We start from the raw sequence: 23,691 nt of genomic DNA on the forward strand, positions 1-23,691 counted from the left end.
TCACAATCGGATGTAAGAGGAAAAATGTAGCCTAAAGACCTAAATCTTTGAACACCGCTGGCAGCTGTTCGGGAATGTCTTCGGCAATCAGGCCGGGGCCGAATTTCAGTGCGCATTCCACATGCAACCAAGCGGCGGTTTCGGCCGCGTCAAAGGGTGTCAGACCGCGCGCCATAAGGCCGGTCATAATCCCCGCCAGCACGTCTCCGGCCCCGGCGGTCGCAAGCCAGGGCGCAGCGCGCGCATAATGCGCAGAATGAAGAGAACATCTCCCATCTGGTGCCGCGATCACGGTCGCCGCGCCTTTGAGGAGCACAACACACCCTGCCCGCTTCGCCGCCTCGCGCGTGGCATCGACCTTGGAATAGGCTGGGCCCGCCAGGGGCGCGGCGCAGAGTTTTGCCGCAATATCCGGGAACAATCGCGCAAATTCACCGCCATGGGGCGTCAGCACGCATTGTTCGTGCACAAGGTCAAACAGCGCCTCGGGGGCTGCTGCGAACGCCGACAAAGCATCTGCATCCAGCACCGTCGGACGCGCACCCAGCCCGCCATCCAGTGCCGCCAAGACAAGCGCCTTGGCACGATCGAGCCCAAGCGCAGGCCCCAAACACAGCGCGTTGATCCGCCGATCTTGCAAGGTCGCCGTCAGATCATCAGCGGTCTCAAGGGACCGGAGCATGATCGCCGTCACCTGCGCCGCCGCCTCTTGCTGCGCCTCCGGCGGCACCCCCAGCGTCACCAACCCGGCCCCGCTGCGCAAGGCCCCGCGCGCCGACAGCCGGGCGGCCCCGGTCTGCCCCGCAGGTCCCGCCAGCACCAGCGCATGACCGCTGTCAAATTTATGCGCTCCGCCGCTCTCACCACCTTTGCGCAGCTGAAATCCGCCACAGGACATGTCCACCACGGCAACTTGCCCCGCGCCATCGTCAAAAGCTTCAAGACCAATATCTACGCATATTTGTTGGCTTTGGTCGGCGACATAAGGCCCCAAAAAATGCCCCAGTTTGCTTTTGTGAAATGTCACCACCAGATCGGCCGCAGCAAAAAACAACGCCTCATCCACAACCAGCGCCTTGCCACTGTCCAGATCAATGCCGCTGATCCCATCCACCGCAACCACCTTGGCCTTGGGATGCACCGACAGAAATTTATGGATGGCCAGCACCTCCGCATCAAGCGGCCGCGACAGGCCGGTTCCAAAAAGCGCATCCACCACCAGATCATAACACTGCCCGGTCCAGCCCTTTAGTGTGCTGGCCGGTGCCACCGGGTGTGCCGCGCTCCAGCGATCATGGGTGATCTTGGCGTCAGGCGGCAGCTTTTCAGCATCCCCATATAAAAAGACATCCACCGTAAGGCCGCGCTCGGCCAGCAGCCGCGCCACGACAAAACCGTCGCCGCCATTGTTGCCCGGCCCGCACAAAACCGCTGCCCGTTTCGCCTTTTCCAAAGTACTCCGGGGTGAGGCCGCAGGCCGAGGGGCAGCGCCCCTGACATCCGCCGCAGCAAACTCGGGCCATGTGTCACATATCGCCTGAACCACGCCCGCCCCGGCCCGTTCCATCAACGTAAGCCCCGTGACCTGCCCGGAATCAATGGCGGCTTGCTCAATGGCGCGCATTTGGGCAGAGGTCAGCAATTCGGTCATTTCTTCACCCTTATGCGATTCAATTCAGCACATTTCACGTGCAACTTGCCCAATTTTTAGTCACAATATTCGAAACCCATGCAGCCGTAAGGCATGCGTCATCGTAGCTGATTGTGGCCCCTTCTTTAAAGTGGGATCAGCACAAAGGAACTCAGGCGAGGAGACCCATGAGATGAAAAAGATCGAAGCGATCATCAAGCCATTCAAGCTGGACGAAGTCAAAGAAGCGTTGCAAGACGTGGGCATTCAGGGCCTCTCCGTCATTGAGGTCAAAGGCTTTGGCCGCCAGAAGGGCCACACCGAACTCTATCGTGGTGCTGAATATGTGGTCGATTTTCTCCCCAAGGTGAAAATCGAAGTGGTGCTGGATGACGACATGGTCGATCAGGCCATCGAAGCCATCGTGGACGCCGCCAAAACCGACAAGATCGGCGACGGCAAAATCTTTGTAAGCACGATCGAACAAGCCATCCGCATTCGTACCGGCGAGTCCGGCTCGGACGCGCTGTAATCAATCTATAAAGTATATCAGAAGGAATTCAGAGCATGAGCGCAGATGCAGTTCTCAAGCTGATCAAAGACGAAGAAGCGGCCTATGTCGACATTCGTTTCACTGACACCCGCGGCAAACTCCAGCACGTCACCGTAGACGTTGATCTGGTGGACGAAGACTTCCTGGAAGAAGGCTTCATGTTTGACGGCTCCTCCATCGCGGGCTGGAAGTCGATCGAAAACTCCGACATGAAACTGATCCCAGACACCGAGTCTGTTTATGTGGATCCGTTCTATGCTGAAAAAACCATCTGCATTCACTGCTCTATCGTTGAGCCAGACACAGGCGAAGCCTATGAGCGTGACCCACGCGGCACCGCGCAGAAAGCCGAAGCCTACCTGAAATCTTCCGGAATCGGCGACGCGGCCTACATGGGCCCAGAAGCAGAATTCTTCCTGTTTGATGACGTGCGTTTCTCCAACTCTATCAACAAAGTATCTTACGAAGTTGATGCGCAGGACGCCTCCTGGAACACCGACACAGAATACGAAATGGGCAACACCGGCCACCGTCCTGGCCTCAAAGGTGGTTACTTCCCAGTAAACCCAACCGACGACGCACAGGACATCCGTTCTGAGATGCTTTCCACCATGAAGCGTCTGGGCATGAAAGTGGACAAGCACCACCACGAGGTAGCGTCCTGTCAGCACGAGCTTGGCCTGATCTTTGACAGCCTGACCAAACAAGCGGACGAGCTGCAGAAATATAAATATGTGATCCACAACGTGGCGCAGTCTTACGGCAAATCCGCAACCTTCATGCCAAAGCCCATCTACGGCGACAACGGCACAGGTATGCACGTGAACATGTCGATCTGGAAAGACGGCAAACCACTGTTCGCAGGCGACAAATACGCGGATCTGTCCCAAGAAGCTCTGTACTTCATCGGTGGTATCCTGAAGCACGCGAAAGCGCTGAACGCCTTCACCAACCCATCCACCAACTCTTACAAGCGTCTGATCCCGGGCTTTGAAGCCCCAGTTCTGCGCGCCTACTCCGCCCGCAACCGCTCTGGCTGTGTCCGTATTCCATGGACAGAATCGCCAAAAGCCAAGCGCGTTGAGGCCCGTTTCCCTGATCCGTCTGCCAACCCATACCTGTGCTTTGCAGCGCTGCTGATGGCTGGCCTTGACGGCATCAAGAACAAGATCGATCCAGGCGAAGCCATGGACAAGAACCTCTATGATCTGCCTGCCGAAGAGCTGGCCGGTATCCCAACCGTCTGTGGCTCCCTGCGCGAAGCGCTGGACGAGCTGCAAAAAGACATGGACTTCCTGACCGCAGGCGACGTCTTCACCAAAGACCAGATCGAGGGCTACATTGACCTCAAGATGGAAGAAGTTGAACTCTATGAGCACACGCCACACCCTGTTGAGTTTGGCATGTACTACAGCTGCTAATTCAGCTTAAAAGATTTGAAAAAGGCGCTCTTTTGAGCGCCTTTTTTTGTGCCCTTCATGGGCTTCTTTCGATTTGAAGGGCTGTATGACGGGCTGTTTGCCAGTCTTTCGATCAGCTTTGTGCAAAAATATGCTGCGGGCCAAATAGGCCGCGCCTCCGCACTCTATTGGAACGCGCTGATGGTCAGTGGCCTCATCGCCAGGCCGGTGGTTGGGCTTGTTGCCTTTCACCAAAGCTTTCAAACCGTGCTATATTTTGCCTGTCTGGGCGCTGTAATTGCGCTGGCCGTTCTGGCACTTATGCAAATGACCGCACGTGCAAGCGAGACCCGGCCCCCGAAACGCAAGACGCCCTAGCGGGCGCTGAACGCTGTCGCCAGCGCCTCACTTTCGTCTGCGGCGACCGTGACGCTGTATTCATTAAAGGCCAGGTCGCGTGCCGGAATGATGCTTTGGTATTCTGCGCTTTCAAACACGCTGTCGAGCGCGGCGCGATCTGGGTATTCGACAATAAAGACGGTTTTCGCCGGGCGATGGCCGACCACAACCTCGTTCACGGTGAACCGCTTGAGAATCCGCGCCCCGGCGCGCGCCAGCAATGGCCCCGTGACAGCCAGATATTCCGCAAGAGCAAGCGGTTCATCATCATTGATGCTTGTCAGCGCGACGACTGTGACGGGCATGGCGACTCCTGATAGTCTTTAGTGTGACATGCAAATTCCTGCGTTCTGGCGGGGTTTTCAAGGGACGCGCAGCAAAGAAATCGTGCTTATATCAATTTTGCGACCATCGCGTGCAAATCCGCGCCATATTGCGCGCGCTGAGGTTGCGCGATGGCGCGCACGGCCCGCTCGCGCGCCCTCACCTTGCCGTGACCCCGGTTTCAGCCCCCTTGGACTGGGCGACCTTCTCAGCCAAATTGGGGGAACAGACGAAAAAGGCAGCTTTGCGCATGACAACCGAACGTATCACATTCACCGGCCACAGCGGCGAGAAACTCTCCGCCCGGCTTGACCTGCCCGATGGCCCGCATCTGGCCACGGTGTTGTTTGCGCATTGTTTTACCTGTTCCAAAGACATTCCCGCCGCGCGGCGCATTGCCGGGCGGCTTGCGGCCATGGGGCTGGCGGTGCTGCGGTTTGACTTCACCGGGTTGGGGCATTCCGAAGGAGAGTTTTCCAACACTACCTTTTCCTCCAATGTGCAGGACCTGCACGCCGCCGCCACCTATCTGACCGAGCGCGGCATGGCGCCTGACATGCTGATTGGCCATTCTCTAGGCGGCGCGGCGGTGCTGCGCGCAGCAGCGGATATGGACAGCGTGCGCGCGGTCGCCACCCTAGGCGCACCGTTTGAACCCGGCCACGTCACACATAACTTTGATGGCGCGCTGGAAACCATCAAGGCCAAGGGCCGGGCCGAGGTTTGCCTAGGCGGGCGGCCCTTTACCATCGCCAAAGCCTTTGTCGAAGATGTGTCGGCCCAGAACCTCGCGCCGATCATAGAAAAACTGGGCCGCGCGCTCTTGATCATGCATGCACCGCGCGACTCCGTTGTGGATATCGACAATGCCGCCGCAATATTTCAGGCCGCGAAACATCCCAAAAGCTTTGTTACCTTGGATGACGCCGACCATTTGATCAGCCGCCCCGAGGACGCGGAATATGCCGCCGAGGTCATCGCGGCCTGGGCCGCGCGCTATTTGCACCTTGCGCCCCCCGCCCCGCCCATTGGCGCGCCCGAAGGCGTTGTGCGTGTCTCTGAGGCCGACCCCAACGGGTTCTTGCAAGATGTGAATTCCGGCCCCTTTCATCACACGCTGGCGGATGAGCCGCTGGCCTATGGCGGCACCAACAAAGGCATGTCGCCCTATGGGTTCCTGTCCTCTGGTCTTGGGGCCTGCACGTCGATGACGATCCGCATGTATGCCCGCCGCAAGGGCTGGCCGCTGGATCATGTCTGGGTGGATGTGCGCCACAACAAGGTGCATGCGCAGGATGCTGGGACCGGCTCTGGCGACCGGATCGACAGTTTCACGCGGGTCATTCATCTGGCGGGCGCGCTGGACGCTGCGCAGCGCACGCGGCTGATGGAAATTGCCGACCGCTGCCCGGTGCACCGGACCTTGGAGAAATCCAGCAAGGTGATCACCGAATTGGCCGAAAGCTGACCAAGCGCCCGGTCAAATACCGCAGAATGAGTATTTAGGAAAAGATGAAGCACAGCGCGGCAGCTTGCTCTCTTGTTCCCTGCGCTGGGTCGGTCTATACCGCGCCTGACTTCCTGCTGTGACATAAGGCTGCGCTATGATCCCCCGTTATTCCCGCCCTGAAATGGTGGCCATCTGGTCCCCGGAAACCAAGTTCAAGATCTGGTACGAAATCGAGGCGCATGCCTGCGATGCCCAGGCCGATCTGGGCGTGATCCCGCGCGAAAACGCCGAGGCGGTGTGGAAGGCCAAGGACGTTGAGTTCGACGTGGCGCGCATTGATGAAATCGAAGCGGTCACCAAACATGACGTCATCGCCTTTCTGACCCATCTGGCGGAACATGTCGGCTCTGACGAGGCGCGCTTTGTGCATCAGGGCATGACCTCTTCTGACGTGCTGGACACCTGCCTGAATGTGCAGCTTGTGCGTTCGGCAGATATTCTGATCAAAGATATGGACGGGCTGCTGGCCGCGCTGAAAAAACGTGCGCTTGAGCACAAAGACACGGTCCGCGTTGGCCGCTCGCACGGTATTCACGCTGAGCCGACCACCATGGGGCTGACCTTCGCGCGTTTCTACGCCGAGATGGACCGCAACCTTGCGCGCCTCAAAGCTGCGCGTGAAGAGATCGCCACCGGCGCGATTTCCGGCGCTGTGGGCACATTTGCCAATATCGACCCTGCGGTCGAAGAGCATGTCTGCGCCAAACTGGGCCTGAAACCAGAACCGATTTCCACGCAGGTGATCCCGCGCGATCGTCATGCGATGTTCTTTGCGGTGCTGGGTGTGATTGCCTCGTCGATTGAAAACGTGGCCATCGAAATTCGCCACATGCAGCGCACCGAGGTGCTGGAAGGCGCGGAATTCTTCTCCATGGGGCAAAAAGGCTCCTCTGCGATGCCGCACAAAAAGAACCCGGTGCTGACCGAAAACCTGACAGGTCTGGCGCGTCTGGTACGCATGTCGGTGATCCCAGCGATGGAAAACGTCGCGCTGTGGCACGAGCGTGATATCTCACACTCTTCTGTTGAGCGCGCGATTGGCCCAGATTCTTGCGTCACGCTCGACTTTGCGCTGGCGCGTCTGACAGGTGTGATCGACAAAATGCTGATCTTCCCAGAGAACATGCTGGACAATATGAACAAATTCCCCGGTCTGGTGATGTCACAGCGCGTGCTGCTGGCCCTGACTCAAGCCGGTGTGTCACGTGAAGACGCCTATGTGATGGTGCAGCGCAACGCGCTGAAGGTCTGGGAATTCCGCACAGATTTCCGCGAAGAGCTGCTGGCTGACGAAGACGTTGTCAAAGCGCTTGGCACCGATGGGATCAACGAAAAATTCAACATGGAATACCACACCAAACATGTTGATACGATTTTCAAACGTGTCTTCGGCGACTAAGCTGACACTGAATTGTACGTAGAAAAGCCCGCCATCAGGCGGGCTTTTTGTTGCTCACATAAGCCACCGCCCGGTGCAGAGCGCCGGGCATCGCCCGACCTCCCCCAGGAGGGCGATTATGCCAGGTTTCGAAATTCTCAAAGTAATGCTCTCTGCGCCGTTCTGCGATGACAGAACGCCGCAACGCCCTCCAGGTCGGGCGATGCCCTCAGCGCAGCTCAGCGGCCGCCACAATTGGCCCGTGGTTTTTGTGTTGCACCAAGACAACCACTGGAGCGTTGCCAGCCACTTTGCTGCGGAACGTCTTGGCCCGGTTGCCGCGCCACTCCCCTAGGGTTTCCCAGCTGGTAACGGTATTGGCGTAGCTGAGAGTCTTGCCGGCGTTTTCGCCGCGTTTGACGTCGCGGGTGTCCTTAGGCGAATAGCGCACCAGATGCACCACCATCGGCGCGAGCGCCTCGCCCTCAGGGGCTAGTTTGACGGTCAATTGCCCGTCTTTCAGGGTCGCCTGCATCGCGACGGGCGAGGGTTTCGCCGCGTGATCGCGCAGATGCGCGGTCACATCGCGTGGCTTTGTGCCAATCACGTGATCCTTACCGCCAATAATCATCTGCGGTGTATAGACCGACCGGTGCCCCGCCGCGCGGGCATAGGCGCGCTGGCGTTTGGTATAGGCCGGATCTGCCAGGTCATCTTTCCAGCCGATATAGTCCCAATAGTCCACATGCAGCGCCAGCGCGATCACATCACTGCGCCCCACCAGATCTTTGGCAAAAAACGCATCCGCCGGTGGGCAGCTGCTGCAACCTTGCGAGGTATAGAGCTCCACCACCACCGGATAGGGCTCTGCGGCGGCGGTGCCGGTGCCAAAAACGGAGAGGCCCGCGCTGAGACTGAGGGCGGCAGCGGCAAACCAACGTGCAAGGTATGTCATAAATCGATTTCCTATCGGCTTTCTACCTGCTTACCCCAGATTTTAGATGAAACGCCAATCAACCATTTGCGAGAATTCGTTCTCTTGCGTGAAATATTGTGTGCAACGGTATACAAAAGACGACAATCCCTCTTGATTGCCACGGCAACATAGGTCAAAAGCAGGCTCAGCGAGACCCTATTTTCTGTTCAGAGGGAGGCCAAAATGCCCATCACTGTCGGTCAGGACAACGCCAAATCCCGTAAGACGCTTACGGTAAACGGCAAATCCATTTCTTATTATTCCATTCCCGCCGCGCAAGAGGCCGGTCTTGGTGACTTTTCCAACCTGCCAGCATCGCTGAAAGTGGTACTGGAAAACCTGCTGCGCTTTGAGGACGGCGGTTTTTCCGTCTCTGTTGACGATATCAAAGCCTTTGGCGAATGGGGCGTGAACGGCGGTAAGAACCCGCGCGAGATCGCCTATCGCCCGGCCCGCGTGCTGATGCAGGACTTTACCGGTGTACCTGCCGTTGTTGATCTGGCCGCGATGCGCGATGGGATTGTGGGCCTGAAGGGCTCTGCCTCCAAGATTAACCCGCTGGTGCCTGTGGATCTGGTTATCGACCACTCGGTCATGATTGACGAATTTGGCAACCCACGTGCGTTCCAAATGAACGTGGACCGCGAATATGAGCGCAACATGGAGCGCTATCAGTTCCTGAAGTGGGGTCAGGGCGCGTTCAACAACTTCCGCGTTGTGCCCCCCGGCACCGGCATCTGTCACCAGGTGAACGTGGAATATCTGGCGCAGACCGTCTGGAGCGACACCGATCAATCCGGCGAAGAAGTCGCCTATCCTGATACGCTGGTTGGCACCGACAGCCACACCACCATGGTCAATGGCATGGCGGTTCTGGGCTGGGGTGTTGGCGGCATCGAGGCCGAAGCCGCAATGCTGGGTCAGCCGATTTCCATGCTGATCCCGGAAGTCATTGGCTTTGAGCTGACCGGCGCGTTGGTCGAAGGCACCACCGGCACCGACCTGGTTCTGAAAGTGGTTGAAATGCTGCGCGAAAAAGGCGTGGTTGGCAAATTCGTCGAATTCTACGGCAAAGGTCTGGATGGACTGCCGCTGGCAGACCGCGCGACCATCGCCAACATGGCCCCAGAATATGGCGCAACCTGTGGCTTCTTCCCGATTGATGGCGAAACCCTGCGCTATCTGGAAAACACCGGCCGCGACAAAGACCGCATTGCGCTGGTCGAGGCCTATGCCAAAGAAAACGGTTTCTGGCGTGGTCCTGACTATGCACCAATCTATACCGACACGCTGAGCCTGGATATGGGCACCATCGTGCCTGCGATCTCTGGCCCGAAACGTCCACAGGACTATGTGGCGCTGACCGAAGCGGCGGATGCCTTCAAACAGGTTGTGTCTGACTACCGCGGTGTCGATGCTTCTGATGCGGCAACCGAAATGGCAGACGAAGGCCCTGCGCCAACCGCCCCTGCTGATCCACGCAAATCCCACCCGGTTTCGGGCGAGGAGTATGAACTGCGTGATGGCTCTGTTGTCATCGCGTCGATCACGTCGTGCACCAACACATCCAACCCCTATGTGATGATCGGCGCGGGTCTGGTGGCCAAGAAAGCCAACGAACTGGGTCTGAACCGCAAGCCTTGGGTCAAAACCTCGCTGGCCCCCGGCTCGCAGGTTGTGTCTGCCTATCTTGAGGCCTCGGGCCTGCAAGAGCATCTGGATGCCATCGGCTTTAACCTTGTTGGTTATGGCTGCACCACCTGTATCGGTAACTCCGGTCCGATCCAGAAAGAACTGTCCGAAGCCATCGCCGAAGGCGACCTTGTGGCGACATCTGTTCTGTCAGGCAACCGCAACTTTGAAGGCCGGATCTCGCCTGATGTCCGGGCCAACTACCTTGCCTCGCCGCCACTGGTCGTGGCCTATGCGTTGGCCGGTGACATGAACATCGACATTACCAAAGACCCAATTGCACAGGACAAAAACGGCAATGACGTTTACCTGAAAGACCTTTGGCCAACCCAACAGGAAGTGGCGGAGCTGGTCGAAAAGACCGTGACCCGCGAAGCCTTCCTTGAGAAATACGCCGACGTCTTTAAAGGCGATGAGAAATGGCAGGCGGTTGAAACCACCGAGGCGGAAACCTACGACTGGCCCGCACATTCGACCTATATCCAGAACCCACCTTACTTCCAGGGTATGGGCAGCGAGCCGGGCACCATCTCCAATATCGAAGACGCGAAAGTGCTGGCGATCCTCGGTGACATGGTCACAACCGACCACATCTCTCCTGCCGGGTCCTTCAAGGAAACCACCCCTGCCGGTAAATACCTTCTGGAGCGTCAGGTACAGCCACGGGAGTTTAACTCCTACGGCTCGCGCCGTGGCAACCACGAGATTATGATGCGCGGCACCTTTGCCAACATCCGCATCAAGAACGAGATGCTGGATGGCGTTGAAGGTGGCTACACCAAAGGCCCAGATGGTCAGCAAACCTCGATCTACGACGCCTCTATGGCGCACCAAGAAGCGGGCACACCGCTGGTGGTCTTCGGTGGTGAGCAATATGGCGCGGGCTCGTCCCGCGACTGGGCTGCCAAAGGGACCGCGCTCTTGGGCGTCAAAGCCGTCATCGCCGAGAGCTTTGAGCGTATCCACCGCTCCAACCTCGTTGGCATGGGGGTGATCCCGTTTGAATTCACCGGGGGGGACAGCCGCAAAACACTGGGTCTGACCGGCGAAGAAACCGTGTCGATCTCTGGTCTGGATACAATCGAGCCGCTGCAAGAGGTGCCCTGCACCATCACCATGGCGGATGGTACAGTCAAAGAAATCACTTTGAAGTGCCGCATCGATACAGCGCCTGAAATCGAATACATCGAACACGGCGGCGTTCTGCACTATGTGCTGCGCAACCTGGCAAAATCCTAAGAGGTTTTGAAATCGAATAGAAAGAGGCCCCCTGCGGGGCCTCTTTTTCGTTTGGCGGTCAGCCTTTCAGGTTGATCCATGCTCTGACAACAGCGGTCAGCTCATCGCGCTTGGCCTCAAGGTCCGCCATATCGGCAAATTTCATGGACCGTGCCTCTTTGCCGTCCCCTTCCAATGCAGCAAAATCGCCCGGGATCTCGGCCCCTTTGTGGAACATCAGGCTCGCATGTTTCTTGGCCTTGGGGAAAAACGACGCGATATTGCCCTTGTAGGTAAAGGTCGGGGCCTGCCATTTGATGCATTCCCCAATGCGCGGATCCACATCCAGAATCGCGAGGCGCACGGCCTGCACCAGTTCTTTTTGCGGATTATCATAGGCGGCCATCCAGGCATCGACCGCCTCTTGCTGATTGTCGCGGCGCGGCTCTGACATCGCGGGCTCCTCCTCTGTGGCCAAGTCGATTGCGCCAAGTCTGCACCGGCTCACCGGCCAAATCCACCTGGGATGCCTTCACAGTCCGGTGATGTCATGCAATCATGGCGCGAAAAGACCGGAGCGCTTATGACATTTTTGACCAGAAAATCTTGTCGTTATGGGTTGGCGTTTCTTGTGGCCAGTTTCATCGCCGGCAGCGCCGGAGCCGAGCGTTATGATTCCGATGTGCTCTTGCGGCACAAATCCTGGTCGGTTGAACTGACCTATGACAATGACGACAGCGATTTCTGGTGCGAAGCCAGCACCAAGAACAAATCTGCGCAGACCTTTTCGATTGTCGCCTATCAAAGCGGTGAATTGGCAGTGATCGTCTTTGACCACGACTGGGCGCTCACCCCGCGTGATCTGGAATTCATCCTTGATGTGGACTACAGCCGATGGGTCATCAATGGCACGGGCGACGGCATCGCGGTCAGTGTGCTGATGCAGCCCGGCCCGAAACTCGGCGAATTCATCACCGACATCGCCGAGGGCAGCGCCGTTGCGCTTTACAATCGGGATGAACGGCGGCTGGCGACTTTTTCGCTTGCCGGATCAAAGGCAGCGCTGCTCAAGCTCAACGAATGCTGGCGCGCCATCCTGAAGGACAATGCCGACCCGTTCAAAAGCTCTTCGGATCCCTTCTGAAAGCGCCACGCAGCCCCCTCCCCCAATCTCCGCGCCTTCGGGCAGAAAACCTGCCCAGAAGCCAATTGCACATCCTCGCGGAACTGCGCATCTTTGGGGGTATGAATCAGATCGACACCATCCACAGCTATCATGCGCATGTCTATTTCCGCCAAGATCAGTTTGAGCAAGCCGAGACGCTGTGCCGTGCGGCCGTTGACGCCTTTGGCGTCGAAATGGGGCGGATGATCCCGCGGCCCATTGGCCCGCACCCCATGCCCTCTTGCCAGTTGCGCGCAACGCCCGAGCAATTTTCAAAACTGTTGCCCTGGCTGGCCCTGAACCGTGAGGGGCTGGTCGTCTTTGCCCACCCCGAAACCGGGGCGGAACTTGAAAATCATCGCGATCACGGCATCTGGCTGGGTGCCGGGCTGCCGCTCGATCTGACCATCTTTGACCGAATGTAAGGTGTTGCCTCAGGACCCGCCGCCGGCCCGCGCGGCATCCAAAACGGGGCGCAGACGGGTTGTCAGCTCTCGTTGGGTCACTGGCCCAGCCACACGGGCCAGGACCGTGCCGTCCGCATCAATCAAATAGGTTTCTGGCACGCCATAGACGCCCCAGGTCAGGGCCATCTTGCCATTGGGATCAGCGCCGCCTTTGGCAAATGGATTGCCAAGCTCCGCCAGGAATGCCGCGCCATTGGCGGGCACGTCTTTGTAGTTGACCCCGAGGATGTCGATACCTTCGTCCTTGAGCTGCATCAGCGTCGGATGCTCAACCCGGCATGGCCCGCACCATGAGGCCCAGAAATTCACCAGCGTCAGTTGCCCGGCGCGCAGGTCGGCATCTGTAAAGGGTGTGACCCCGGGCAGGGTTTCAACAGTGATCGGCGGTGCAGCCTGCCCGACAATGCTGCTGGGCAGCTCATCCGGGTTCTCGCGCTGCATGCCCACCAAAAACAAGGTCGCCAAGCCCAGGAATACGGCAGGCGGTGCGATCATCAGCGCAGAAACCTTAGCCATTGCGTTGCTCCACTTCTGCCAAATCACGCGCGGCGCGGCGTGCGGCGCGCAGGCTCATCCAGATCAACCCAAGCAGCAGCGCCAACGACGCGCCATAGGCCGCCAGAACCGTAAAGGCGTATTTTCCAAGGTCCGGCATCATGCCATATTCTCCCGTCGGATCAGCGCGCGGGTGCGGCGCTGGCGAATTTCGGTGCGCGTGCGCAACAGCACCAGCGCCAGAAACAACAAGATAAAGCCGCCGATACAGACCAGCAGCGGCAGGTAAAAGACATTGGCGACGTTCTCTTCCTTATCAAGGCTGAGCGACGCCCCCTGATGCAGGCCCTGGTTCCAGAAGTTTACTGCATAGCGGCTGAGCACCGCAAAGACCGAGCCAACAAGGCACAGCACCGATGTCAGATCAGCGGCCGTGTCCGCATCCTCAATCGCCGCCCAAAGCGCGATGTAGCCCAAGTAAAACAAAAACAGGATCAGAAACGATGTTAGCCGCGGATCCCAGGCCCACCAGGTGCCCCACATCGGCTGCCCCCAAAAGGCCCCGGTGATCAAGGCAATCAGCGTCATCACCGCCCCCACCGGCGCGGCTGCCTTGGCGGCCAACGCGCTGACGTGATGGCGGCGGATCAACCAGATCAGCGACGCCACCAGCATCATGAACCAGGCGTTGATCGCCATCAGCGCCGCAGGCACATGCAGATAGATGATCTTGACGGTGGAGCCCTGGCGGAAGTCATCCGGCGTCAGGAAAAACCCCCAGAACAGCCCGATCACCAGCGCCACTGCCGCGCCGCCGCTGACCCATGGCAAAACCTGGCCGGACAGGCGCATGAATTTCACCGGATTCGCATATTCCCAAATAGAAGCCATGGCGTCTTTCTAGTTGCCTCTTGATTGCGCTGCACCTCACATCTCAGAGAGTGGACTGCGGCACTTTGATCCGGGTCAAACCCGGTGATGTTATGGATGTGGTTTAGCGCAAATTCATACGCAAGACCAAGGCGCTGACAAAGGGCAGCACCGCGAGCACACCCAAAGAGATCCCCGCTAGCAACAAAAGCGGCGCGCCAAGGCTCAGCCCCTCGGCCCCGCGCCGGGCCACTTCGGCCCCAAAAATCAGCGTCGGCACATAAAGCGGCAGCACCAGCAGCGACAACAAGAGCCCGCCACGCTTGATCCCCACCGTCAACGCCGCGCCAAAGGTGCCGATCACCGACAGCGCGGGTGTCCCGATCAGCAGCGAGAGCACCAGCCAAAGATAACCGCTGGCGGGCAATTGCAGCAGAAGGCCCAGAATGGGTGCGGCCAAGGTCAGCGGCAGGCCGGTGGTGATCCAATGCCCCAAGGCTTTGATGGCGGCCACCGCCTCAAGCGGCAGCGGCGCGCAGGCAAGCAGATCCAGCGAACCGTCTTCCCAATCAAGGGCAAAAATCCGGTCCAGTGACAACAGGCAGGCCAGCAGCGCCCCGATCCAAAGGATACCCGGCGCAATCCGCGCCAGCAGCGCGTTTTCCGGTCCGACACCAAAAGGCACCAGCACCGAAACGATCAGAAAGAACGAGAGGCCCAGGCCAAAGCCTCCGCCCGCCCGCATCGCCAGTTTGAGGTCACGCAGCAGCAAGGCGATCATAAAAATCCCTCGTCAAAATCTGCGCGCAGGTTGGCGGCGCGCGCCTTATACGGGGCCACGTCCAGCGTGCGCGCGGTCAGTCCGAGATCAATATGCGTCGCGATCACTGCCGCGCCTCCTGCGGTCAGGTGCCGCTCGATAACGCCTGCAAATAGCGCCACAGCGCTTGCATCCAGAGACACAGTCGGTTCATCCAAAATCCAGATCGGTCGCCCTGTCACAACCAGGCGCGCCAGCCCAAGGCGGCGTTTTTGACCCGCCGAGAGCGCGCCAGCCTGCCGCGTGGCAAGATCGGTGAGATCAAAGGCGCTCAGCGCCTCTTGTGTTCCAGACGTCCCAAAGACCGCCGCCCAGAAGGCCAGGTTTTCTGCAACGCTCAGGTTGGCCTTGATGCCATCGGAATGGGCGGCATAGGCGATGCTGTCCTCTGCGCAGCTCACAGCGCCCGCGAGTGGCGGCTGCAACCCCGCGAGAGTGCGCAGCAGCGTTGTCTTGCCCGACCCGTTTGGACCGCGCAGCACCAGCGCCTCGCCCGCCGCGACATCAAAGCTGACCCCCGACAGGATCGGCACGCCGCCGCGTGCAACTGCAAGATCCGAGACGCGCAGCATAACCTATCCGGCCATCGGCAACAAAACGGCGGCCACGCGCCGGCCTTCTGAGACCAGCACATTATAGGTGCGGCAGGCGCTGTCGGTTTTCATCACCTCAACGCCAATACCCGCCGCTTCCAAAGTGGCGCGCAACGCCGCCGGGGCGTGCATCAATTGATCGCCGGTGCCCAGCAGAATGAAATCCACCCGATCCTTGAGCGCAAGAATAGCCTCGGCGTCGTCCAGCCCGGCCCAGTGATACGCCCCTTCGGCGTGGACAATGGCGGGGGCGGATACTTTTTCACCCGCGATGCGAAAGAAATCCGCGCCATAGCTTTCGATCGGCTGCGCATCGGCATATTCAATTTCGTTCAGCAGCATCTCATGTCCCCTAGTCCCAAATGGGCAGTCCGGTCAGAACCGCCAAACAGATCACCCCATAGGCCACCCGGCGGTACAGGTTTTCATAGCGCGGTACAAACATGGCCTGCCCGGCCTGTGTGCCAAGGAAATATGGCAGGTTGAGCAGAAGCGCAACGCCCAAGACATGCCAGCCGATGAGCCCGCCAAGCAGCATGCTCGCAATTACAATGACATCCAAGAGCGCCAGATAAAGAATCGTGTTGGCACGCACCACCACGGCCTTTGCCCCACTGGCGAGGTAAAACAAGATCACAACGGGGCCGGTCAGCCCGGTCATTCCCCCCATGACACCCGCCATTGCGCCAATGGCCACAATACGCATCAGATCCAGCCGTCCGTGGTAGCGCCAGCCAAATATCAGCGCGCCAACCATCGCCGCAGCGCAGCCCGACACAATCCATCGTATGGTGTCCTGCGGCGCGATGCTCAGCACCCAAAGCCCCAATGGCACGGTCAGCGCTGCAGCGGCGGCCATGCTGACCACCTCTTTGATCTCGGCCTGTTTCAAAGCGCGCGGCAAGAGCGAAACAGTGCCCGTCGCGCCCCCGACGATCATGATCGCGATCACATCGGCCGCCGGCAAAAATATATTCGCAATGGGCACAAAGATCAGAGCAGACCCAAAACCAGCAAAGCCGCGGACAACGCCCGCGGCCAAGAGTGTCAATGCCAACCAGACCAGCCCCGGCGTCGCCAGGGCTGTCTGTAAAAACTCAGGCATCAATATTTGAGAACTGGTTGCCGACTGTCGCGTCCGGCTTGGACCAGTCGCGTTTCACGCCCAGCTTAAGCAGCACGGTCGAGGCCACAAAGACCGACGAATAGGTCCCGACAACCACCCCCCAGATCATGGCAAAGACAAAGCCACGGATCACATCACCGCCCAGCACAAACAGCGCAATCAGCGCCAGAAGCGTGGTGACAGAGGTCATCATCGTCCGCGCGAGCGTTTCGTTGATCGAAAGGTTCAGAACCTCTTTGAGTTCGAGCTTTTTGAACTTGCGCAGATTTTCCCGGACGCGGTCAAACACAACCACCGTATCGTTCAGCGAATAGCCGACAATGGTCAGCAGCGCCGCGATAATGGCCAGATCAAAGCGGATCTGCACAATCGAGAACACGCCGATTGTCAGCACCACGTCATGCACCAGCGCCGCCACAGCGCCGACCGCAAACTGCCACTCAAACCGCAGCCAGATATAAACCAGAACCGCACCAATCGCCAAAAGCACGGCAATCACCGCGGTCTGGATCAACTCTCCGGACACTTTCGGGCCAACGGATTCGACGGAAACAAAAGTGATATCGGGCGCGACGCCCTGCAGCGCGACCTCGACGTTGCGGATCACATCAGCTGTCACCGCTTCTTGCCCGTCCTGGGCCTGAATGCGGATCATGGTGACGTTTTGATCGTCGTCAAAATTGGGGTCAAACACCTCGGTGATGCTCACATCGCCCAGATTCAGTGGCTCAATCGCCGTGCGATACGCGCCAACCTCCACGGTCTGCGCGCTTTCGGTGCGGATGGTTGTCCCGCCGCGAAAATCGATGCCAAAGTTGAGCCCTTGCACAAAGAAGAACACCACCGAAAGCACGACCATCAGGCCGGAAAAACCCAGGCTCAGCTTTGTCTTGCCGAAGAAATCAATCTTGGTCTCTTGGGGAACCAGTCTCAGACGCATGATCATACCTCCAGCGTTTTGGGGCGACGGCGTTCAAACCACATCACAACGATGAGGCGGGTCACGTAGATCGCAGTAAAGACAGACGTCAGAATGCCCAGGCCCAGCGTAATCGCAAAACCGCGCACCGGGCCAGAGCCCATGGCAAAGAGGATCACAGCCGTGATGAAGGTGGTGATATTGGCATCCACAATCGCGCTAAGAGCTTTCTCATAACCCAGATCAATGGCGCGGGCCGGGCCACGCCCAGCCTTGACCTCTTCTCGGATCCGTTCAAACACCAGCACGTTGGCATCCACCGCCATACCAATCGTCAGAACGATGCCAGCAATGCCCGGCAGGGTCAGTGTGGCCCCGACCATCGACAAGAGCCCGAAGATCAGGCCCACATTGATGATGAGCGCAATATTGGCAAAGAGGCCAAAGGTGCCATAGCTGAGGAACATGAAGACCAGCACACCGGCAAAGGCGACAATACAGGCAATGCGCCCTGCTTCGATGCTGTCCTGACCCAGCTCTGGGCCAATGGTGCGTTCTTCCAGAAAGTTCAGCCCAGCAGGCAGCGCCCCTGCCCGCAGCAACACGGCCAGATTGGTGCTTTCCTCAACCGAAAAATTCCCGGTGATGATGCCGGAGCCGCCGGGAATATGGCTTTGGATCACCGGGGCGCTGATCACTTCGCTGTCCAGAACAATCGCAAAGGGGGAGCCGATGTTTTCAGCGGTATAGTCGCCAAACTTGCGTGCGCCTGATGGGTTAAAGCGGAAAGAAACCGCCGGACGGCCGTTTTGGTCAAAGGAGGGCTGCGCGTCCACCAGCTCTTCGCCGCTAACGACATGCGCGCTTTCCAGAATGTAATACACACCCTCTTCGTCAAGCGAAGGCACAACTTCGTTGCCTGCGCCCGCCGCTGCATCGGCAGAGCCTGCCCGACCAACCACAGGGTTGAACGTCAGCTGCGCTGTGGTGCCGATAATATCCTTAAGCTCGCTCGCCGAGCCGATGCCCGGCACCTGGATCAGAATACGATCCGCGCCCTGGCGTTGAATGGTCGGCTCGCGCGTGCCCACTTCGTCGATCCGGCGGCGGATAATTTCCAGCGCCTGCTGCACGGTGCGTTCATCTGTGGCCAGTTTTTCGGCATCCGACAGCGTGACCACAATCTCGTCGCCTTCGGTGGTGACAACCAGATCGGTCGTGCCCGCCCCGGTCAGCGAGACCACCGGCTGGGCAAGACCGCGCACCAATGTGGCGGCCTCTTGGATCGCGTCGCGATTTGAGATTTTGACGCGCAGCTCGCTGACGTCAGACGGCTGCAGACGGATCGTGCCCACCGTGGCACGTTCAGCGCGCAGAAGGTTGCGCACCTCGGGCCAGAGCGCCTTGATGCGGGTTTCATAGACATCTTCCACCTGCACTTCGGCCAGCAAATGCGCACCGCCGCGCAGATCAAGACCCAGATTGACAAGCGCGGATGGCATCCAATTCGGCCACATCGCGGCCTGCTCTTCCAGCCCATTGCCGGAAAAGCCCGCTTCCAGCGATGCGGTTGCGTCGTTATGCGCCTCTACCCGCGGGTAAAACCCGTTGGGCAGCGCCATGATCAGACCCAGCGCACAGAGGCTCCAGATCAGGACCCGTTTCCATAGGTCGATTTGCAGCATGATGCGCCTGCCTTTTCAATGAGGGGAGATCAGGATTTGACAGGTTCGGTCTTAGAGACAACCTGCGCCAGAGTGGATTGCACAACGCGCACCTTGATGCCTTCCGCCAGTTCCACTTCGATCTCGTTGTTTTCTTTGACTTTTACAACTTTGCCAATCAGGCCACCCTGGGTCACAACCTCATCCCCGCGGCGCACAGAGGCCACCATTGCCTGATGCTCTTTGACCTTTTTTTGCTGCGGGCGGATCAGCAGGAAATACATGATACCGAAGATCAGAATAAGAGGAATGAATTGTGTCATGGCTTCCATCGGAGGATCCTTTATTGGGCGGTCTGGCCGCGAATTTTGCAGGGAACCTATGTGCCCGGGGCCATATATGCAAGGCAGGAAACCACTGCAGGAACGAGAAGTTGCGCCCAGCAAAACCGCGCCGCGCCGCCATGGCATCGGTCAGGCCGCACCCGCGCCAGAAAAACCGCTAGTTGGTTTACCACAGCCCAACAAATGCGCCATAAGCAGAACAAAGATGAATCACTTCCAGAGGACGAAATCCCATGCATGACATTCGTGCCATCCGCGAGAACCCAGCCGCATTTGATGCCGCTCTCTCCCGCCGTGGGGATGCCCCTCTGTCCGATGCGCTGCTCAAGCTGGACGCCGAGCGCCGCGCCAAGATCACCGCCGCAGAGCAGGCGCAGTCGGACCAGAAAAAAGCGGCCAAAGATGTCGGGGCCGCCAAGGCGCGCGGCGATGACGCGGAATTTGAGCGACTGCGCGCGCTGGTGGGCGAAAAGAAAAACGAAGTTGCCGCCATGCAGGCCGAAGCCAAAGAGCTGGACGCCAAGCTGACCGATCTTTTGGCACGCATTCCCAACTTGCCCGCCGAAGATGTGCCAGATGGCGCGGATGAGGCGGACAATGTGGAAATCCACCGTTGGGGCGATGTGCCGAGCTTCGACTTTGAACCCAAAGAGCATTACGAGCTGGCATCTGTTGCAGCCTCGATGGATTTTGAGACCGCCGCCAAGATTTCTGGCAGCCGCTTTGTGCTGCTGTCTGGGGCTGTGGCGCGCATTCATCGCGCCCTGGCGCAATTCATGCTGGACACCCACACCACTGACAACGGCATGACCGAGGTGAACCCACCCGTTCTGGTGCGTGATGAGGCAATGTATGGCACCGATAAGTTGCCGAAATTCGGCGAAGACAGCTATCAGACCAGCGAAGGCATGTGGCTGATCCCCACTTCCGAAGTGCCGCTGACTTATATTGTTGCCGGTCACACCATCGACGAATCCTACCTGCCGCGCCGCTACACCGCGCATTCGCTCTGCTTCCGCTCCGAAGCGGGCTCTGCCGGGCGCGACACCTCGGGCATGTTGCGTCAGCACCAATTTGAAAAAGTCGAAATGGTGGCCGTGACCCACCCGGACAAATCGGACGAAGAGCAAAAGCGCATGCTGCGCTGCGCCGAAGGCATTCTGGAAGCGTTGAATATCCCCTATCGCACCGTCGTACTCTGCACAGGCGACATGGGCTTTGGCGCGCGCCGCACCTTTGACATCGAAGCCTGGTTGCCGGGCCAGAACGCCTATCGCGAAATCAGCTCGGTTTCGACCACCGGCGATTTTCAGGCGCGCCGCATGAATGCGCGGTTCAAACCCGAAGCGGGCGGCAAGCCAGAGTTTGTGCATACGCTGAATGGCTCGGGCCTCGCCGTTGGGCGTTGCCTGATTGCGGTGCTGGAAAACGGCCAGCAAGCGGATGGGTCGGTCAAACTGCCCGAGGCCCTAGCCCCCTATATGGGCGGCAAAACCACGCTGAACGCAGACGGCAGCCTAAGCTAAACCCGCTCGCGGACAAGTTTTGTCAAATGGCTCCCGCCTTCGGGGGCCATTTTTTTATGCGCCGCCGGAGTGCGGATGGCCGAGGTCTTGGGCAACGTCGGGAGCAAAAGCGAAATGGTGGCTCGTCACGCCGCGTCGCAATCCCGGATTTCTTGAAGTCTTCTTGGATCAACAGCCAGCAAGCGCAACGCCGTGTCTGCTGACTTGCTCAGCAATACATCGCCGCTCTCATATTTTTGGAATGCATTGGGGCCGCCGCCAATCAAGCGCCCGGCCTCCCGCTGCGAAAGACCAAGGGCCAGACGGACCTTCTTGATTTGCTCAGGCAAAAGCAGCCCCAGCTCTTTGGCTTTCATCAAATTTATCGCGCGGTCTGATACCAGCATATCTTTCTTGTCAAAAAGGCCGCTCTCGCCGCTGGCGTCGTCTTTAGAATACCAACCAGGCATGTCGACAACCATCGACTGTGACTTGAAGGCCAACCGCACAGGCCGAACGCCACGCGCCAGTTCGGCACCTGTTTCCGGGTGTCTCCTGATTTCAGCCTTGTTGGTCATGGGTCATTCTCCTTGAACGACGTGCAACTGAACTCCGTCACGGCATCCTGCACAAACTTGATGTATATTTCGTGGTCTTCCGTCCGCCCATAATAGACATCCATCCAAACTCTGTGATCATGAAAGCTCGTTGTGGACTTATAAAAATCCTTTCGCGTCAATGCACAAATGACGTCCTCCATTTCCTGGCGCGTCATCCCCATGTCCGCCGCACCGGAAAGCGCTGCGCGTGTCATCGTCATCCTTGCTGCCGACCTCTGAATGGACGTGAGATCATATGTTGGCCTTCGTTTATCTGCCATATAGCACCATTATGGTGTAATTTCAATTAAAGAAGATCGAAGTGTGCAAGTTGGCATCGCACCCAACCGTCAATAATCGCTAATTATTTTGTCCCTTCCGGTGGGAACCCAGTTGAGCAAGATAATTTTCTTGGGCGAAACCCAATTCGGCTTGCGGCCACGACATGCGGGGATGCGCTGCTGCAAATGTCACCATGCGCTGCGCCTCTTCGTCCCAAAGCTTCCAGCGAAAGCTCTGTAGTGCGGCGCGCCAGCCCACCTTGCGGGAGTTCAAATGGCCGCGTGCTTCCAATGCCTCATGGCAGGCCTTGAGGTGATAGCTGGGGACCTGCGGGTTGAGGTGATGCAGATCGTGATAGCCGATATTGGCGGTGACAAAGTGGAACAGCGCGCCGAAATCCAGCACGGCCGACCCCTTTAGCGCCGCATCCTCAAAGCTGAGTTCAGGCTTGCGGCCCCATTCCACGGTTTCAAAGTTATGCTCCACATAGGGGATGACCGCGCCAAGCGACACGCCAATGTAATTGGCCAGCAGCAGCGTCCATAGCCCGGCGCTGCCCGCAAGCAGATAGATCGCGGCAAGATAGCCCCCCAGCAGCGCATTATGCAGCAGCACGTCGCGCCACAGCCCGGCTTTGAACGTGTTGCGGGGGCAGCGGTTGATCAGGCCAAAGACCAAAATAGGCCCGATAGCAACCAGCACGACAGGGCTGCGATAAAGCCGATAGGCCAGCCGCGCCCATGGCCCGCGCGCGCGATATTCCGCGACGGTCAGCACGTTGATCTCAAAAGTATCGCGCTGGTCCAGATCGCCGACATGGCTGTGATGCTGGCCGTGGTTGTAGCGCCCGGCGTAAAACGGCGTCAGCGTCAGCGGCGAGAGCGCCACGCCAATCACATCATTCAGCCAGCGGGGCTGACAGAAACTGCGGTGCATGCAATCGTGCTGCAGCATATATAACCGCACAGCCGCAATACCCGCGCAGGCAGCCGGCAGGCCGACCATCCATCCCGGCCCACGCCAGAACAGCGCGAGCAGTAGCGCGGTGGCATAGGCACAAAGCGTGAGCGCCAGCTCTCCCGCGGCGCGACGATTGTCAATTGTGCGAAAAGGCAGTGTTTCTTTCAGTACCGACATCTTGTCCCCCAACATCAAGCTGAGGGCAGACTGACCAAAACAAAGTTAACAGCAGATGAGCAAACGCCCGGCCCCGGCAAAAAGACGCCCCGACACGGATGACGGGGCGCAAGTTGGCAAACGGTACACGTTTGGTGGGGCTTGGGGTTACGACTCCTTGGGCAAAAGATCCGCATCCGCGGCGGCGGTCAGCTCTTCGGCGGAAATGGTGCCATCTTCGTTGGTGTCGATTTCAGCAAAGATCTCTTCGGTGAGCGCCGGGTAGGCCACCTGCAGTTCCTCAAGGCTGAAGCTGCCATTGCCATCGGTGTCTTCGACCATCACATCTGCCAGCGCCGGGGCGGTGGCTGCGGTGAAAAATGCGATAGAAAGGGCTGCGAAATTCTTCATGGTGTATCTCCTTGTTGATATGCGGCCTAACGCCGTGCCATGACATTCCCGCATACAAAATCGCGCCACAACCATCTGAAAATAAATAATAAACTCACGGCAAAGCTGCGCTTAGACCGGGCGATAACCCGCGCAAATTTTGCGCTGATTTCCGCGTTTGGCTGCGTCAGTTGACACCGTCACGCAGAATGCCGCGCATGATTTTGGCGGGAAAAGGCCGAGGCCAAATACACGC

General features: G+C 58.6%; 27 protein-coding genes. 9 read left to right on the plus strand and 18 right to left on the minus strand.

Going from position 1 to position 23,691, the window contains the following annotated elements; translation table 11 throughout:
- Nucleotides 1-31: 31 nt before the first annotated feature.
- Nucleotides 32-1,651, minus strand: a complete 1,620-nt coding sequence (locus N6L24_RS09475; RefSeq protein WP_271844439.1) for an NAD(P)H-hydrate dehydratase — start codon at nucleotides 1,649-1,651, stop codon at nucleotides 32-34.
- A gap of 172 nt (nucleotides 1,652-1,823) precedes the next feature.
- Between N6L24_RS09475 and N6L24_RS09480 the strand changes: the two genes are divergently transcribed.
- Genes N6L24_RS09480 through N6L24_RS09490 form a run of 3 tightly spaced genes read left to right on the plus strand, consistent with a single transcriptional unit; the run spans nucleotide 1,824 to nucleotide 3,961 of the window.
- Complete coding sequence (locus N6L24_RS09480; RefSeq protein ID WP_271844440.1) at nucleotides 1,824-2,162, plus strand: P-II family nitrogen regulator; 339 nt, start codon at nucleotides 1,824-1,826, stop codon at nucleotides 2,160-2,162.
- Between the two features lie 35 nt (nucleotides 2,163-2,197).
- A complete protein-coding gene (glnA, locus tag N6L24_RS09485; protein ID WP_271844441.1) occupies nucleotides 2,198-3,604 on the plus strand; it encodes a type I glutamate--ammonia ligase in 1,407 nt (468 codons plus the stop codon).
- A gap of 57 nt (nucleotides 3,605-3,661) precedes the next feature.
- On the plus strand, nucleotides 3,662-3,961 hold the full coding sequence (locus N6L24_RS09490; RefSeq protein ID WP_271844442.1) for a hypothetical protein: 300 nt from the start codon (nucleotides 3,662-3,664) through the stop codon (nucleotides 3,959-3,961).
- On the opposite strand, the gene N6L24_RS09495 is transcribed toward N6L24_RS09490, so the two are convergent.
- Entirely contained in the window at nucleotides 3,958-4,287 is a 330-nt protein-coding gene (locus tag N6L24_RS09495; RefSeq protein ID WP_271844443.1) for a DUF1330 domain-containing protein, read from the minus strand. The two genes, N6L24_RS09490 and N6L24_RS09495, sit on opposite strands and share 4 nt — an antisense overlap.
- 269 nt (nucleotides 4,288-4,556) lie before the next feature.
- Between N6L24_RS09495 and N6L24_RS09500 the strand changes: the two genes are divergently transcribed.
- Both N6L24_RS09500 and purB read left to right on the plus strand, forming a co-directional pair.
- Entirely contained in the window at nucleotides 4,557-5,774 is a 1,218-nt protein-coding gene (locus N6L24_RS09500) for a bifunctional alpha/beta hydrolase/OsmC family protein (protein ID WP_271844444.1), read from the plus strand.
- A gap of 136 nt (nucleotides 5,775-5,910) precedes the next feature.
- Nucleotides 5,911-7,215 (plus strand): adenylosuccinate lyase, encoded by a 1,305-nt coding sequence (purB, locus tag N6L24_RS09505; protein WP_271844445.1) that lies wholly within the window; start codon nucleotides 5,911-5,913, stop codon nucleotides 7,213-7,215.
- Nucleotides 7,216-7,423: 208 nt separating this feature from the next.
- Here purB and N6L24_RS09510 read toward each other — a convergent pair whose 3' ends face one another.
- Nucleotides 7,424-8,149 (minus strand): DUF1223 domain-containing protein, encoded by a 726-nt coding sequence (locus N6L24_RS09510; protein WP_271844446.1) that lies wholly within the window; start codon nucleotides 8,147-8,149, stop codon nucleotides 7,424-7,426.
- Between the two features lie 204 nt (nucleotides 8,150-8,353).
- Here N6L24_RS09510 and acnA point away from each other — a divergent pair, with 204 nt between their 5' ends.
- Nucleotides 8,354-11,101: an aconitate hydratase AcnA gene (gene acnA / locus N6L24_RS09515; protein WP_271844447.1), complete on the plus strand. Its 2,748-nt coding sequence runs from the start codon at nucleotides 8,354-8,356 to the stop codon at nucleotides 11,099-11,101.
- 58 nt (nucleotides 11,102-11,159) lie between these two features.
- Here acnA and N6L24_RS09520 read toward each other — a convergent pair whose 3' ends face one another.
- A complete protein-coding gene (locus tag N6L24_RS09520) occupies nucleotides 11,160-11,534 on the minus strand; it encodes a DUF1801 domain-containing protein (protein WP_271844448.1) in 375 nt (124 codons plus the stop codon).
- A gap of 129 nt (nucleotides 11,535-11,663) precedes the next feature.
- Here N6L24_RS09520 and N6L24_RS09525 point away from each other — a divergent pair, with 129 nt between their 5' ends.
- Nucleotides 11,664-12,224, plus strand: coding sequence for a hypothetical protein (locus tag N6L24_RS09525; protein WP_271844449.1), 561 nt, complete (start codon nucleotides 11,664-11,666; stop codon nucleotides 12,222-12,224).
- Nucleotides 12,225-12,325: 101 nt separating this feature from the next.
- Nucleotides 12,326-12,670 (plus strand): DOPA 4,5-dioxygenase family protein, encoded by a 345-nt coding sequence (locus N6L24_RS09530; protein WP_271844450.1) that lies wholly within the window; start codon nucleotides 12,326-12,328, stop codon nucleotides 12,668-12,670.
- Nucleotides 12,671-12,679: 9 nt separating this feature from the next.
- On the opposite strand, the gene N6L24_RS09535 is transcribed toward N6L24_RS09530, so the two are convergent.
- From N6L24_RS09535 to yajC, 10 genes are all read right to left on the minus strand, one after another.
- Nucleotides 12,680-13,228 carry a DsbE family thiol:disulfide interchange protein gene (locus N6L24_RS09535; protein WP_271844451.1) on the minus strand — a complete coding sequence of 183 codons (549 nt, stop codon included), beginning with the start codon at nucleotides 13,226-13,228 and terminating at the stop codon, nucleotides 12,680-12,682.
- On the minus strand, nucleotides 13,221-13,370 hold the full coding sequence (gene ccmD, locus N6L24_RS09540; protein WP_271844452.1) for a heme exporter protein CcmD: 150 nt from the start codon (nucleotides 13,368-13,370) through the stop codon (nucleotides 13,221-13,223). Before ccmD ends, N6L24_RS09535 begins: the two co-directional genes overlap by 8 nt.
- The gene (locus tag N6L24_RS09545) at nucleotides 13,367-14,098 is read right to left on the minus strand and encodes a heme ABC transporter permease (RefSeq protein WP_271844453.1); all 732 of its coding nucleotides are present in this window, start codon (nucleotides 14,096-14,098) and stop codon (nucleotides 13,367-13,369) included. The genes ccmD and N6L24_RS09545 overlap by 4 nt, the downstream gene beginning before the upstream one ends.
- 103 nt (nucleotides 14,099-14,201) lie before the next feature.
- Nucleotides 14,202-14,858: a heme exporter protein CcmB gene (gene ccmB, locus N6L24_RS09550; RefSeq protein WP_271844454.1), complete on the minus strand. Its 657-nt coding sequence runs from the start codon at nucleotides 14,856-14,858 to the stop codon at nucleotides 14,202-14,204.
- Entirely contained in the window at nucleotides 14,855-15,469 is a 615-nt protein-coding gene (ccmA, locus tag N6L24_RS09555) for a heme ABC exporter ATP-binding protein CcmA (protein WP_271844455.1), read from the minus strand. The genes ccmB and ccmA overlap by 4 nt, the downstream gene beginning before the upstream one ends.
- A 3-nt stretch (nucleotides 15,470-15,472) precedes the next feature.
- Nucleotides 15,473-15,832: an Mth938-like domain-containing protein gene (locus N6L24_RS09560; RefSeq protein WP_271844456.1), complete on the minus strand. Its 360-nt coding sequence runs from the start codon at nucleotides 15,830-15,832 to the stop codon at nucleotides 15,473-15,475.
- Between the two features lie 10 nt (nucleotides 15,833-15,842).
- Complete coding sequence (locus tag N6L24_RS09565) at nucleotides 15,843-16,595, minus strand: sulfite exporter TauE/SafE family protein (RefSeq protein WP_271844457.1); 753 nt, start codon at nucleotides 16,593-16,595, stop codon at nucleotides 15,843-15,845.
- On the minus strand, nucleotides 16,588-17,556 hold the full coding sequence (gene secF / locus N6L24_RS09570; RefSeq protein WP_271844458.1) for a protein translocase subunit SecF: 969 nt from the start codon (nucleotides 17,554-17,556) through the stop codon (nucleotides 16,588-16,590). Before secF ends, N6L24_RS09565 begins: the two co-directional genes overlap by 8 nt.
- A 2-nt stretch (nucleotides 17,557-17,558) precedes the next feature.
- Complete coding sequence (gene secD, locus N6L24_RS09575) at nucleotides 17,559-19,220, minus strand: protein translocase subunit SecD (protein ID WP_271844459.1); 1,662 nt, start codon at nucleotides 19,218-19,220, stop codon at nucleotides 17,559-17,561.
- 29 nt (nucleotides 19,221-19,249) lie between these two features.
- On the minus strand, nucleotides 19,250-19,531 hold the full coding sequence (gene yajC / locus N6L24_RS09580; RefSeq protein ID WP_271844460.1) for a preprotein translocase subunit YajC: 282 nt from the start codon (nucleotides 19,529-19,531) through the stop codon (nucleotides 19,250-19,252).
- Nucleotides 19,532-19,776: 245 nt separating this feature from the next.
- Here yajC and serS point away from each other — a divergent pair, with 245 nt between their 5' ends.
- The gene (serS, locus tag N6L24_RS09585) at nucleotides 19,777-21,069 is read left to right on the plus strand and encodes a serine--tRNA ligase (RefSeq protein ID WP_271844461.1); all 1,293 of its coding nucleotides are present in this window, start codon (nucleotides 19,777-19,779) and stop codon (nucleotides 21,067-21,069) included.
- Nucleotides 21,070-21,194: 125 nt separating this feature from the next.
- On the opposite strand, the gene N6L24_RS09590 is transcribed toward serS, so the two are convergent.
- The 4 genes from N6L24_RS09590 to N6L24_RS09605 form a co-directional block, all read right to left on the minus strand.
- A complete protein-coding gene (locus N6L24_RS09590) occupies nucleotides 21,195-21,626 on the minus strand; it encodes a type II toxin-antitoxin system MqsA family antitoxin (RefSeq protein WP_271844462.1) in 432 nt (143 codons plus the stop codon).
- Nucleotides 21,623-21,928, minus strand: a complete 306-nt coding sequence (locus tag N6L24_RS09595; protein ID WP_271844463.1) for a type II toxin-antitoxin system MqsR family toxin — start codon at nucleotides 21,926-21,928, stop codon at nucleotides 21,623-21,625. The genes N6L24_RS09590 and N6L24_RS09595 overlap by 4 nt, the downstream gene beginning before the upstream one ends.
- A 79-nt stretch (nucleotides 21,929-22,007) precedes the next feature.
- Complete coding sequence (locus N6L24_RS09600) at nucleotides 22,008-23,066, minus strand: fatty acid desaturase (RefSeq protein WP_271844464.1); 1,059 nt, start codon at nucleotides 23,064-23,066, stop codon at nucleotides 22,008-22,010.
- A 147-nt stretch (nucleotides 23,067-23,213) separates the two neighbouring features.
- Nucleotides 23,214-23,456: an EF-hand domain-containing protein gene (locus N6L24_RS09605; protein WP_271844465.1), complete on the minus strand. Its 243-nt coding sequence runs from the start codon at nucleotides 23,454-23,456 to the stop codon at nucleotides 23,214-23,216.
- Nucleotides 23,457-23,691: the final 235 nt, after the last annotated feature.

This window comes from Cognatishimia sp. SS12 (assembly GCF_028369055.1).
Lineage (GTDB): Bacteria > Pseudomonadota > Alphaproteobacteria > Rhodobacterales > Rhodobacteraceae > Cognatishimia.